The 12,610-nt window shown below is 62.3% G+C and carries 10 protein-coding genes and 1 pseudogene; 6 read left to right on the top strand and 5 right to left on the bottom strand.

Going from position 1 to position 12,610, the window contains the following annotated elements:
* Positions 1-90: 90 nt before the first annotated feature.
* Complete coding sequence (locus C4T42_RS11630; RefSeq protein WP_081636517.1) at positions 91-459, top strand: response regulator; 369 nt, start codon at positions 91-93, stop codon at positions 457-459.
* Between the two features lie 70 nt (positions 460-529).
* Here the strand turns inward: C4T42_RS11630 and C4T42_RS31475 are convergent, their stop codons facing one another.
* On the bottom strand, positions 530-820 hold the full coding sequence (locus C4T42_RS31475; protein WP_145980162.1) for a hypothetical protein: 291 nt from the start codon (positions 818-820) through the stop codon (positions 530-532).
* A gap of 200 nt (positions 821-1,020) precedes the next feature.
* Here C4T42_RS31475 and C4T42_RS11625 point away from each other — a divergent pair, with 200 nt between their 5' ends.
* The 3 genes from C4T42_RS11625 to C4T42_RS11615 all read left to right on the top strand — a co-directional run bounded on the left by C4T42_RS11625 (position 1,021) and on the right by C4T42_RS11615 (position 2,174).
* Positions 1,021-1,200 (top strand): hypothetical protein, encoded by a 180-nt coding sequence (locus C4T42_RS11625; protein ID WP_020094814.1) that lies wholly within the window; start codon positions 1,021-1,023, stop codon positions 1,198-1,200.
* A gap of 17 nt (positions 1,201-1,217) precedes the next feature.
* Positions 1,218-1,472, top strand: coding sequence for a hypothetical protein (locus C4T42_RS11620; protein ID WP_244492092.1), 255 nt, complete (start codon positions 1,218-1,220; stop codon positions 1,470-1,472).
* Positions 1,473-1,784: 312 nt separating this feature from the next.
* Positions 1,785-2,174, top strand: a complete 390-nt coding sequence (locus C4T42_RS11615; RefSeq protein ID WP_020094812.1) for a hypothetical protein — start codon at positions 1,785-1,787, stop codon at positions 2,172-2,174.
* Positions 2,175-2,223: 49 nt separating this feature from the next.
* On the opposite strand, the pseudogene C4T42_RS11610 reads toward C4T42_RS11615, so the two are convergent.
* From C4T42_RS11610 to C4T42_RS11590, 3 genes and pseudogenes are all read right to left on the bottom strand, one after another.
* Positions 2,224-2,748: pseudogene (locus C4T42_RS11610) on the bottom strand (DUF3280 domain-containing protein).
* Between the two features lie 424 nt (positions 2,749-3,172).
* A protein-coding gene (locus tag C4T42_RS11600; RefSeq protein ID WP_244603198.1) for an IS3 family transposase occupies positions 3,173-4,524 on the bottom strand; the annotation gives its coding sequence in 2 pieces (ribosomal slippage) (positions 3,173-4,186 and positions 4,189-4,524; 1,350 coding nt in all).
* A gap of 863 nt (positions 4,525-5,387) precedes the next feature.
* Positions 5,388-5,897: a metallophosphoesterase gene (locus tag C4T42_RS11590; RefSeq protein ID WP_103985119.1), complete on the bottom strand. Its 510-nt coding sequence runs from the start codon at positions 5,895-5,897 to the stop codon at positions 5,388-5,390.
* Between the two features lie 127 nt (positions 5,898-6,024).
* Here C4T42_RS11590 and C4T42_RS11585 point away from each other — a divergent pair, with 127 nt between their 5' ends.
* Positions 6,025-6,270, top strand: coding sequence for a helix-turn-helix transcriptional regulator (locus C4T42_RS11585; RefSeq protein WP_091683480.1), 246 nt, complete (start codon positions 6,025-6,027; stop codon positions 6,268-6,270).
* A gap of 3,048 nt (positions 6,271-9,318) precedes the next feature.
* Here the strand turns inward: C4T42_RS11585 and C4T42_RS11580 are convergent.
* The gene (locus tag C4T42_RS11580) at positions 9,319-9,732 is read right to left on the bottom strand and encodes a hypothetical protein (RefSeq protein ID WP_020094541.1); all 414 of its coding nucleotides are present in this window, start codon (positions 9,730-9,732) and stop codon (positions 9,319-9,321) included.
* A 963-nt stretch (positions 9,733-10,695) separates the two neighbouring features.
* Here C4T42_RS11580 and C4T42_RS11575 point away from each other — a divergent pair.
* Positions 10,696-12,540 (top strand): hypothetical protein, encoded by a 1,845-nt coding sequence (locus C4T42_RS11575; protein ID WP_103985151.1) that lies wholly within the window; start codon positions 10,696-10,698, stop codon positions 12,538-12,540.
* The last annotated feature ends 70 nt before the right edge of the window (positions 12,541-12,610 follow it).

Below are 12,610 nucleotides of genomic sequence, written 5' to 3'. Positions count from 1 at the left end.
GCTCACGACGCTGAAGCTGTTCCCAGCGACAGTCCTAAATAAATCTGCGGCTAAGCTGCAACGCGCGTCGAATGGGCGCATTCCCGATCTATGTCAGGATCGCGCCCCCTCGCCGTGCTCGCCGACGATGACGAATTCACCCGTCTCGTCACTGCTGACATATTGTCTGCGATGGGTTTCGAAGTGCTCGAAGCCGAGCATGCTCAGGGCGCAATCCAGCACATGGAGGCGCACGCAGATGTCGCACTCCTTTACACCGACGTGAACATGCCCGGTGCGATGGACGGCTGTGATCTTGCCCATGCTGCTGGCAAGCGATGGCCTGAGACGAAGATAATCGTCTGCTCAGGGTGCAGTCGCGAGGAAGCAGCACTCTTGCCGAACGCCGCCCATTTCATTGCGAAACCGTGCGGAGAAAGGCTGGTGCGTAGGGCGCTGCAGGCTCTGCGATTACATTGAGACGGGGCACCTTAGAAAGGCACAGATCACCCGTCTGACACGGCTATAGCCACCCTTCAAGCGCAGTCCGTCACGGCTGCTTATCTGCGACATATCGATCAACGAAGGCGCCGCTCAGAAAGGCGAGCATGCCTTGTACCTCTAGAACTCGGATGCGTTGGCCTCGTGCGGCCGCCAATAGGTCCTGTTGCGCAACAGGGTCGTTCGAATGCGAAGCACAACGGACCACCTCATCGGCCAGTTGGTCGAGTGACGTTGCGCAGATCGACAAGGCGACGATCAACTCGGTCACGGCATCAGGTGACGGAACCGGAAGCCCCTCACCATCACCATCTGCTCTGGAGAAAACGCGCCGGTCCACGTGCAATCCTTCGCTGCTTCGCTGGACCGCATCATGATCCATATCGGTTGCGTACAACCTAGATCAATGGCGCGCGATTTTGGCGTCAGCCCGCGCGATCGTGAGGATGGTGTGCACCGTCGCTTACTCTCGTTCGGCAAGCGGCCTCGGAACGAGCGGTGGCAACGGCGCTTTACCATACGCCGAAGCTTGAGGGTCCGATGATGAAGGTGTTCCAGATCCGTCAGGCCACGACGGGTGCAATCCTCTGGACCGGCTCGGCGTCCGACCCGATCGCCGCTCTCGACGCCATGGCCCACGAGGCCGGGTACTACGACCACGGTGACATCCCTGATCACCTGCGGGCCGGTGGCCTGTCCGCGGAAGAGATCCGCGTCTGACGGCGTAGAGCATGCCGGTGGATGAGCCGCTCACCTGCGAGGTGAAGGTCGACGGGTTATGGCAAGCCGTCAGCTTGAACGAAGCCGCGGTCGCCCACTCTGCCGCGCTGAAGCGCTGCCCCGCCTGTCACGGCCGGGTGATGATCCTGGGCACCTACAGCAGGCCTGATGTTCGCCGGTCGATGTCCCATCGGAAATCGCACGGGGGCTGTCCGCTAAAGCCGGACACCGACACCGGCACGCCGTCGCCGCATCCGCAGGCGCTCACCTGAGGTGGGTAGGACTCGTCCATTGATATGACGATAGAAGTCCGCCCTGGTGTTCCAGGTGCGGGCTTGATGCGACTGCGCCGACGAGGCCGCACCGCAAGACCGTACATCCGGGTCTCGGTGCTGCTCTGCCGACGCTCAACCCCCCAGCCGGTCGCTGGTAGCGACCTCGGCCGTTATGGTTAACAGAAGGTTGCCGAAGCACCTTGGCTTTCGGCCGCAGCGGGATCTGGGTAGCCGCTGAAACTATCGAGCCGACACATCCGTTCTGCGGTGGCGCAGCCGTCTCCGGCGGCGCGATCTCCGGAGCAGTCTGTGGCACGTACCCCGACCCTGATCCTCGCTGCTGGCCTGACGGCAGGCGCCTTCCTCCCAGCGGATGCCGCGACGAAGAAGGTGCAGGTACCGAACCAGTTCGATGGCTCCTGGACCATCGTTGCGACCACGACTGAGGGCCCCTGCTCGGCCAGCACGAGCTACAAGGTGCAGATCAAGGATAGCGACGCGTCGATCCCCGGGGAGGAAGTCGACATCGATGGCGGTGTCTCGGCGGCCGGTGCCGTACAAGCCACAATCACCCAAGCCTCGAACAAGGTGCCGATCGCCGGCAATCTGACCGCGAAGGGCAGCGGCAGCGGCACTTGGCGCACGTCTGGCGGCTTGGTCGAGTGCAGCGGTAGCTGGAGCGCGAAGCGGGCAAGTTGAAGCGCCGCGTCGCCCAATCTAATCACAGGGTGATGCTGGGTTTAGGTCCCTAGTTGTGCGTGGCTTGGCTAGCGCTGCTCTCGGTGCCGGGCGGCGGCAGCCTGTTCTTCACGAGGTACTTCGCGCCGTGATCAAATGAGGTGTCGTTGTCGCCTCGGATGTCGACGCTGTAGGCCCGCTCAGGCGTCTTCGACCGTAGGTCCTTCACGTAGTTGTTGATGTTGAGGATCAGGTTGGAGACCTTCTAGATCTCTCCCGTGATCGCCACTTCCGCGCCGAGCTTGTGGGCGAAGTCATTGGCGCAGCCGCCGCACGCTCGAAGATCCGCCTTGGCGACATCGGCCTTCACGGGAGCGGTCGAAACGATCTCGTAGCGGCCGGTATCCTTGAGCTGCTGGCGGAGCAGGTCGCTGATCGGGCCGAGGCGCGCCACGTCAGCTTTTGTAGGGCCCTGGGCTCCCAGGTTGGCGAGCTGAAAGTTGAAGACGGCAGCCTTCGGCGGCTCGGCATGCGCGACCGGCGCGAAGCACGACATCGCGACGGCGATCGGCATCCATCGGGCGTAGAGCTTCATGGGTGTTCCTTCCCTGATTGATCAGGCAACCCACGAGCGCTCGCCCTGTCACCGAGCGGCCTGCGCCAGTTGGCAATCTCAGTCCGTCCAAGCAGAAATTGGACGGACCGGCACTCCCCATCGTTCTACATCCTGGCACGTCGGCCGGGAGCCGCAGCATCCTGCTCGAGCAGCCGAGGGATGACGGGCTCAGAGGCGAGGGGCGGTAGCGGCCCATCGTCCAGCCGCACCTGGTCGTGCCTCCGCTGCCAGTCCACGCAGTGGGTTATGCCGCTGATCTCGATCGCGCCCATCGAGAACGCGAGAGCGCCAGTGCCAATGACGGCGCCCACAGCACCGAGCAGGAGCCCTTCTGTCTGTCGTCAAATGATTTGAGACGGTTCGGGGCGCTCAGGAACGGAGGCTCTGGTCCATCTGGGAGAGGTTAGGCAGCCTGTGCGTGATGGCGCAAGCGGCGATCGGCGAGGGTCTGACGCTTGATCTGTGCGCGCTCGCGCAAGATGTCCTCGCCGCGGCCGAAGTAGACGTCGGCAGGGGTGAGGTTGTCGAGGCTCTCGTGAGCCCGGAGATGGGTGTAGTGCTCGACGAAGGCGGTCACACGCGCCTCCAGTTCGCCGGGCTGGTAGGCGTGTTCGAGCAGGATGCGGTTCTTGAGCGTCTGGTGCCAGCGCTCGATCTTGCCCTGGGTCTGAGGATGACGAGGCGCGCCGCGGATGTGTGTCATCCCGCGGCTGCCGAGCCAGTCGGCCAGATCGGTCGCGACGTAGCTCGACCCGTTGTCGGTCAGCAGCCTCGGGCGATGCACGACCTGCACCTGATCGAGGCCAGCGGCGGTCAGCGCCAAGTCGAGCGTGGCGATGACGTCACTGGCCTGCATCGTCGTGCACAGCTTCCACGCCACGATGTAGCGCGAGAAGTCGTCGAGCACCGTCGACAGGTAGTACCAGCCCCAGCCCACCACCTTCAGGTAAGTGAAGTCCGTCTGCCAAAGCTGGTTTGGCGCGGTGGTCTTGTCGCAGAACTCGTCGGCGGCCTTGACGACGATGTAGGCCGGGCTGGTGATCAGGTCATGAGCTTTGAGCAGACGGTAGACGGTCGCCTCGGAGACGAAGTAGCGCCGCTCGTCGGTGAAGCGCACCGCCAGCTCGCGCGGGCTGAGTTCCGGCTCCTCCAGCGCGAGAGCGACGATCTGATCGCGGACCTCGGTCGGCAGACGGTTCCACACCCGGCTGGGCCGCGAGGGGCGGTCGGCCAGAGCTTCTGGGCCGCCGCGGCTGTAGGCGTCGTACCAGCGGTAGAACGTCGAGCGGGTGATGTCGAGCTTGTCCAGGGTGGCGCGCACCGGCAGGTGGGACTGCTCGACCAGCCGGATGATCTCCAGCTTCTCGGAGGCCGGGTACCTCATGCCTCGTCGCCCCCAGCCTCGCTCATGCTTTTTTTGAGCAGGCGGTTCTCCAGGACGAGGTCGGCCACGACCTCCTTCAGCGCGCCTGCCTCACGGCGCAGGTCCTTGACCTCGTCGGTGGTCGCGGCCCGAGCCGTGTCACCGGCCAGCCGCTTCTTGCCGGCTTCCAAGAACTCCTTGGACCAGCCGTAGTACATCGAACTGGCGATGCCCTCGCGCCGGCACAGCTCGGCGATGCTGTCCTCACCACGCAGGCCTTCCAGCACGATGCGGATCTTCTCTTCGGCCGAGAACTGCCGGCGTGTGGCTCGACGGATATCCTTGATCACGGCTTCTGCCGGCCTTCGTGCCGGCCCGGACGTCTGTTTCATCTTCGCTCCTGGGGGCTACGATGAACCAGCCATCCTCCGTTCGTGAAGGCCCTCAATCTGTCTCAGGAGTGCTGACGGCGGACATGATGGCTTCGAAGGATGGTGAGCCGGCCGAGCAATCTTCTGGCTTCGCCGTACACCTCGATGACCGCCGCCAAGCTTATTACGCGACTGGCGGTAGACTGGACGGAAGCAGCCTGGGGCATTCGGCTCTCGTTATGTCGCGCGTGCATGCAACAGGGTAGGGGGCTTCACTTATCCTCCCCTAACCCTGAGCATCGGCTGATGGCATAGGCCTGGGACGTGTCCATGGATCGCAAGGATGGCATAACCGCGAGACTGCTCCGGAATGGCGGCAATCAGGCGCTTCGCATCTCTCGAGGGTCCGAGCTTTCCGGCACCAACGTGCGCACCTGCAGATTGCCGAACGGAAGTCTCGAAATCGAGTCTATGACCAAGACGAGCTGCTGGCGGCCTTCAAGGATAAGTCATCCGTCTCGGCGCAGGATTGAGTGTCCCCCGTCCACGAGCTTCCTATTGAGGCGGTAGACAAAGAGCAATTCCTGTTCGACACCAACATCATCTCCGAGATCGTGAAGTTGGGAAGGGACAGCGTCGTTCTCGGTATGTTAACCCAGACCGGCACGGCCCTGGGCGGATTGACGCCCCGAGCCTTCGCCGATCAATTCTATATTCCATAATACTGTTGTAGCGCGGTATAAAATTGAGGAAAATCTCTTCAATTATGAAGAATCGATGATATGTGTCTGATTGACAAATATTTTTCATTATTTATCTTGGATATTTTTGCTATAGATGATTTATTTATTCGAGACGAATTGGGGTGTTTCGTCGGATCTGCACTAGCTTGTATCTGCGTTTGATTTCACCACGATTTCGTCGAGAGATGCAGGTTTGAAATCCCAGGCATCCACTCCGACGTCGTAGGATCCCGGCAAGTTCGGCAGGCGACCATGGCTGTGGCCATGTAGGCACAGAGATCCACGATGCGATTTATTCCAAGCGCGCAGCGCATAGTGGAACATGACGAGCATTTGTCCAGAAATGTGGATTTCGGCGTAGTCTTGGATCGAAGACCATGGCAGCAAAAGGTTGCTTTTACGATCATGATTGCCTCGAATAAGATGGATTGATCTGCCTCTCAGTCGCCTAAAGATTTCTGCTTGCTGGTTGGGCCCGCAGCGGTGGGCGAAATCGCCGAGATGCCAGACTTCGTCACGCATCCCCACGACGGAATTCCAACGCTCCACCATCGCTTCGTCCATCTCTCCCGCATCCGCGAATGGTCGTCCGCAGAAACGAATGATGTTTGCGTGGCCGAAATGGTGATCTGCCGTGAACCATATGGTCATCACTGCCTCCCGACACTTCGCCGGCGGAACTGCCGTCGGCACCGCCGACGAAGAAAATCAGATTTTCTGATAATGCGCCATCTGGTCTAGCTGGGCTGTCGGCTTCCCAAATTCTGCCGACGGGCCGATGCCCAAGACCCTAAGAACCGCACGTCACCGAAGACTGATCGAACTTTTGGTCGAGGCTCGAGAGCGAGCGGGCCTCACCCAGCACCAACTCGCCGAGCGGCTTGGTCGATATCAGTCTGTCGTCGCAGCTATCGAGGGCGGCGGACGGAGGATCGACCTCGTCGAGTTTTTGGAGATTGCGGACGCGTTGGAACTCGACCCCGTGCAGGTGGTCGTGGCCGTGCGCGCGATGCCACCCCGGTAGAAAGCAACGTCGGCTTTCGGTGAGGCCACGCCAGCAAGGGAGGGACCGGATGGGGGCCTTCGAAGCAGTCAATCGTAGGTCGCGCCTGCAAGGCACCCGTCTGCCTCTGACAGCATAAGGGGGGATCTGAGTGGCATCCACGAAGCCTTCGAACAGGTTCGACTGCCGATGTGGATCGATGGCGGCAAAGGGCTACTCGGCCCAGCCGGGTCGATCGGGCAAAACGGTGGAGCTGCGGAACGAGGCGTCGGTTCAGGTGGGCTGAGTGATCGCCTCGCTCAATCTTGTCTGGGCTTCACATCGTTGAAATGTCTATGCCTCGCTGATGCTGCTCTGTAATCGGCGGGGGTATGTCGCTTCGGGACCATCAGTTTTCTTGCCGGCAACCATGGCCTCGGTCGGTCAGTAGATTGACCAGGGATGGCTTCCGAGGAACCAATTCGTTGCCGAGGCCGAATGTCGCTGATATTGCGCCGAACAGCTTCCGACCCCGCGTCGCAATTAAAAGGCGAGCGGAGCACACGTACTGCCGATGCGAAGTTTCCTTGGCTGCGCAGTCCATTAGGCGCCGGGTTGCCGCGCGGAGTCGATGCCGAAGGTATGTCTTGGAGCCGGCATGAAATGAGGTTTCGAGGAGCGCACGCTTTGGCGTCAATGCGGGGACGAACAACTATGCTTCTACCCGGATCTCAAGTCTTAAACGGGGGAGATAAGCCGCTATGGGTAGCTCGAAAAAGAGACGAATTATTGCAGAGAGGCGCTATGCGCCCGATCGGAGACAACAGGCTGTTGCTTGTGGTAACAATAATATGTTTCGACACGGCGTACGAGGCCGCGACATTTGTCTCTGGCGGCGCGTCGATTTCAGCGCGCCTGATTTGGACCCCTATGGATCCTTAAGGCCTGTGTCCGGTTGCGCCAAATGGATCTCAATTATCCGGTTAATGCGAGAAATTGCCGTGGGTCAGCGCCCAACCGCGAAAGATCTTGCCAATGCACCTACCATCTCTGCTTGTTGGGTGTCGCCGAAAGACACCAAATTGCTGCGCGGCTACGTTTACGGTCACCCAGAGATGACTGCCGGAAGTTTGCATTCATTGCGACCCATCGTGATATCTCCCGATGACAAATGGGCTTGGGCTGATTCCATTTTTTGGCATCTTAAAACCAATCGCTAACAGAGCAGGTGTACATAACATTCCAAGTGGCCTCATTGTTGTAATATCTTATGCATCCAAGCTGCGTTGATTTCGGCTACGTGTCGATATTCCCACACGCCTTTGTATCGGCCTTACTTCTATATGGTGCGCATTCAAAGCAGCGTGGTGGCGTGAGGGCAGGGTGGTGCAAAGAACATGCGGACACCAAGTTTTGCTCTCTGACCGATCACCGACTATGATCATGATGAAAGGGTCTCTGCCCTTCCTAGGCTATGGGATCGGATGGTTAATAGATCTTAGCCGAAACAGTCGATCCTATGCGTCATGTTCCATAAGATATCTTATGCGAATTCGAAATTCGTCCTTCCATCATGCTTGGAGCCGGACCAAAGGCAGGGTCATGTGGTGGAATTGGCCGGAAATTTGTGCCCGATGTGCCTACGAAAGTGCGAAAGCTATGCTTTGCACGGAGCCCATGTTGCAGAATGATCTTGGGAGGGGCATCAGGCGCCCTTCCCTGCCTATTCCGCCATCTTAAACGCGCTTCCGTCTACACTTTCACTCTTGAACGAAACGGAAGAAAGTAATTTATATCTAGATCTATTTCAAAGTCGACTTGCTTCTCGATCCAGACGAAGAAGTAATTGTGCTGCATGTCTTACTGCGCCAGCTTCGACCCAGTATCTTATGGTCTTGACAGGTGCCGCCGGACGTGACTCCAAGGTCGCGACGTGGCTTCGAGCGCGTAGTGTAAAGCTCGTTCGATCTAATTGATCTATACCTTCGTAACGGCTTGGCCATAAGTGCATCGCATCAGTCGAGCGGATCCGTTCAATGAGGTCGGACATTGTTGAACCAGCGGGTGCGATGTCGCGTACGCATCCCCGCGTACCGTGGACGTCGAAAATTACCTCGTTCCGGAGCTGTCCGCTTCTGACATCGGCGACACGTCCGGCTGGCCAAGATAGACCAGCTCTGCCCAGTGGCATGATGTGAGGCAATCGGGCCGTTCGACGGTTTATGGGGGACATACGCGCTTCGTTGACCAATCGGTACTCCCAGGGCCCCCTATGGAGTCGGTCGTGCACGATCTGCCCGTCGCCTCTCCATCCCAGAACGATTAGGTCCTCACCGGCTTGGACCTCGAGCGTTTGTTGCAATGCGCTAGCCTGGTTCCAAAGCGTCTGCGTGTTCCAAAAGCCTTGGCGACGACGAAGGGTGCCGGGCTCCGCGATCCGGTGCGTGACGACGAAACCGCAGCGTATGGCCTGACAGACGCGCACGGATGGTTCAGGGGATATATCGGTGCCGTCCTGCGACAAAATTCCTAGAGCGGCCTCGCGTATCACGTGCCTGAGCAGGGGAACTTCGATGGGCAGGTAGTCGGGTTCTTTGGTCTGCATGGGGCCCTCGGAAGTTGGACCCTTCTTCACATCACCCGAGTTTTGCTTTCAGTCAAATGCGTGCTCCGCAGACGCTGTTGAGGGCGCGCTGCGATCACGCTGGGGTAGCTGAAGTCAGCAAAGCCTATACCAAGCAGACCTGCACCGCCCGTGGCAGCATCGGCGATCCGGAAGGTGGAGTGGTACTCGCGGTCAGGCGATGGTCGTACTATAAATTTGGTGAGTAGCATGAGGGCGACCAGAGGCGGGGCCGAACATCGCCCTTCACAATCCTCAACGTGATCGTGAGGGACGGAGCGCCATGGCAAATCGCTTGACCGGCAAGTCAGTCGCTCAGTCAGCTCGGCCCAAAATACCGGTCAGGTCAATCCGACTCAATTGATTTGCGATGATGTAATTCGCATAGCAAAAATTCTGGAATGCGGCGATTAATTCTGCATCATCGGCACTTATACTACGATATGCTGCCCCGAGTCATCACGAAGTCATCGCGAAGGACGGCTGCAGCCCGCGACCAGGGCGGCGAGACCGCTCCGGGCGCCGGCCAGAGGGATCCGCTGCGTGTCGCCAGAGAGCGTCACGCGAAGGGTCTTGCCGGACAGGATCCGCACCCAGTCTTGCGTCAACGTTGTCGTGGTCTGGAGCACGATCTGGTCGTCGAGTTCCAGCTGTTTCGCCCGCATCGGCAGCGAGAGCGTGCCGCCCTCTGAGGCGAACTCGACCTCGGCCCGGGTGCCGTCCCGAGCGCGGTCTCTGTCGTCGTAGTAGTCGACACTCAGCTGTCCGCCCCGCGTGTCGCAGGTGAGCGCGAGGCCCTGCGCGCCGCTGTCCGGAATCTCGTAGGCAAGATGGACGCGACCGTCCCCTTCCCGCTTCTGCCAGCGCATCTCCTGCGCCATCGCAGGGACTCCAAGACAAGACCCTAGAATTGCCACGGTAAGAAAAGTGATCTCACGGCGCATGGCCTTCGATGTCCTCACGCTTCGTCCATGGAGTTGCTGCATGATGGGTGGATTCTGTTCCGCGCGTGTATCCGGCCGGTGGCGCGTGCTCGATGATGCTGCGTGCCAGGCCGGAAGGCCGTGGAAGCCCCCGGCGCTGTCGGGCGGCCTGTCGTCGCCCGACATGTGACCGTCTTCGTCGACGCCGGGTCGAGCGCCAGCCCTTGTCCGCATGGTCGAAGGCGTGTGCCTCGGGCGATCCGGGGGCCGCCGTCGATCGCGCGGAGCGCCAGAGCCGTCACGATCGCGTCCGGGAATACGCCGAACCCGTCTTCATTCCTCTCACACGCGCCCTGCGGCCGTACGGCTGCGCGCCGGCGTTGCCTCACGGTGGCGCTCCCTCTGTCATGCGAACCGCAGCCAGCAGAACAGAGCCACGGTGCCCAAACCTGTCCGATGGCATCGTCGGAGCCGGTGGCCCTGTCCAGAGGACTAGCTCATCGCCGCGCCGTGACGTTCGCTGCAGCGCGGGGTACCATGCGAGGGCGCTAGACATGGACAAGCCCCGTGCTCTTCCGGCGCAACACCGGCCGGACCCGGAGCCGACGGCACGGATGCTGCCGGCGCGCTGCGCGAGATGGATGAAGTCTTTGGGAAAGCGTCCGGGACGCGTCGGCAGGATCTCGACAACGGTGCAGGACCGGCTCGACCGCCCGCCCCTCGATCCGTGCGAGGCACGGGGAGATACGGGTCACAGCGCCCTCCCCTCTCCGCGGCCATCGGGCGTCCCCGGAGGGCGGCGTGCCCGTCGACCGAACCTTCCGGCGCTGACGAGGATCGTGCATGCCCCGTTTGGCGATCACCGGCACTGAGCAGCGATACAACACGGTCGCGGCCGTCGAAGACGGCGGGCGGTGGCGCATGATCCTGCCTTTTCCGCAGGACTCGATCCGGGCCGCCGCCCTGGTCGGCGCTGCGGGACTGGTCTGCCTGTCCGATGACGGGGAACTCTGCCTGATCGACTGGCGGGCGGGCCGGGATCGCGTGCGGCGCCGCCTGCCGGGCGAGGGACCCTTCAATCACAAGCTGTTCGTCACCCGCGATGCCGACCGGATCGCGGTCTATCGGAGCCATGGTCCGAAGAACGACGAGCAGTACTTCGACGACATCGTCGTCCTGCGGGCGTCGGATCTCGAGATCCTGCAGCACGGGCGCGGACTCGTCTGGCATGCCGATGGCCCTGTCGGGTCCCTGTCGCCCGAGGAGGCCTATCCGCCGCGCCCGGACGGGCCGACCATCCTGACCATTCACGGCGACCTGTTCGAGGATCCCGGAGGGCGACTGGCCTTCATCGGCTTCCGGTGCGGGCCGGGCGGGTCGGCCTACGGGCTGTGTCGGCTCGAACGGGCCGGCGCGACGCTGCGCTACGACCCGCTGCCGGACGCGGTGAAGCCCTACTGGTTCAGCCCCAGCGGCCGCTACGCCGTTACGCCGCACTCCGATCCCGCGCGCGGGGGCCCACCGGAGGCAGCGGCCGATACGGGGGACGCCGGCCCTCCCCGCCTCGGACAGGCCGTCGAACTCTGGACGACCGGGCCCGTCGCCCGCGCGGCGACGCTCGTCGCGCGGCCCGGCTCCGAGCCTCCGCGCGCGATCACCGAGGTGGCCTGGGAGCCCGACGAGCGGGCGTTCTGGATCAAGTCGGGGTATTTCTGGGATCGGACCACGGACTTCCAGCGCATCGGCCTGGACGGCACGCGCTCGCCCGTCTTCTCCTTCGCGCGCTACGACGGCGCGAAGGCCGTCTCCGCCTTCGCCGACGTGGCGGATGCGGAGCGGGTCGAGATCCGCTTCTTCAGCGACTCCGTCTACATCCCGCGCGCTCGATGCGCCGACGCGGCGCCCGCCCGGACGATCACCCCGGAGGAGGACGGCTATCGGCCCCGGCCGTCGGCAGGCCCGAGCGCGTCGGCGGTCCGGTGCTTCCTGGCGCGCTCGCAACCGGTGGTCACCGTCGCGGCGTTCTCGGCCGCCGCCATCGCCGAAGCCCTGGACGCGCTCACCGGCCGGATCCGAGCGGATCTGGGGGGACTCCTGCGGGGCGACGTGCTCGCGTTGACCTTCGAGGTCGGCGGGCGGGCGATGACGGAATCGGCCTTCTTCGCGCGCATCGCCCGCGAGCGCGTTGCCGTGGTCCCGGCGCTGCGCGCACTCCTCACGACTTATCTCGCGGTCCAGCCGGGGGTGGTGGAGGCCAGGAAGCTGTATCGCCAGCTCTGGGGGCCCGAGGACGATCAGGGTGCGCTGGCACCGGCCATGCAGGCGCTGCTCCACCTCGATCCGACGGCCCACGACGTCTTCCGCGACTACCTCGCCCAGCGCGACGGGGAGCACGAGGTCTACTCCACCGACGTGATGATGAGGACCTACATCGCCGAGGCGGGCTGGCGCGACCGGGCCATGATCCGGTTCGGCGTCTATTTCGCGCTGATCCGGTACAGGGATGGCCTGATCACCCTGAGTGGCGGATTCCTGGAGGAGTACGGCGTCCTCGATGCCGCCGAGGGCCTGCTGGAGCCCGCCGACTTCGCCGCGCTCATCCTCGAGGAACTCGACGGGTTCGCGGCGCGCCCCGATCTCGACTGTCGCCTCGGGAGGGACGACCTCTACCGCGAGCTCCGCGCGAGCCTCGCGACCACCGCTTACGGGCGGACGGTCCTGACGGCGCTCGCGGCCCGATCCGCCGCGTCGTCCCGCCTCGCGTGAACGACCCGCGCGCATCGCGCGGCGGTCCAGCCTCCGCGGGGCTGCCGGCCGAACCGACCTGTCCCCACTG

This window comes from Methylobacterium sp. 190mf, from assembly GCF_900107945.1.
Lineage (GTDB): Bacteria > Pseudomonadota > Alphaproteobacteria > Rhizobiales > Beijerinckiaceae > Methylobacterium.
This window is presented reverse-complemented; position numbering and strand designations above follow the sequence as displayed.

Coding starts and splice junctions, on each gene's coding strand:
- C4T42_RS11625 (WP_020094814.1), top strand. CDS start 1,021: ATGATGAAGGTGTTCCAGATCCGTCAGGCCACGACGGGTGCAATCCTC.
- C4T42_RS11630 (WP_081636517.1), top strand. CDS start 91: ATGTCAGGATCGCGCCCCCTCGCCGTGCTCGCCGACGATGACGAATTC.
- C4T42_RS11585 (WP_091683480.1), top strand. CDS start 6,025: ATGCCCAAGACCCTAAGAACCGCACGTCACCGAAGACTGATCGAACTT.
- C4T42_RS11590 (WP_103985119.1), bottom strand. CDS start 5,897: ATGACCATATGGTTCACGGCAGATCACCATTTCGGCCACGCAAACATC.
- C4T42_RS11575 (WP_103985151.1), top strand. CDS start 10,696: ATGATCCTGCCTTTTCCGCAGGACTCGATCCGGGCCGCCGCCCTGGTC.
- C4T42_RS11580 (WP_020094541.1), bottom strand. CDS start 9,732: ATGGCGCAGGAGATGCGCTGGCAGAAGCGGGAAGGGGACGGTCGCGTC.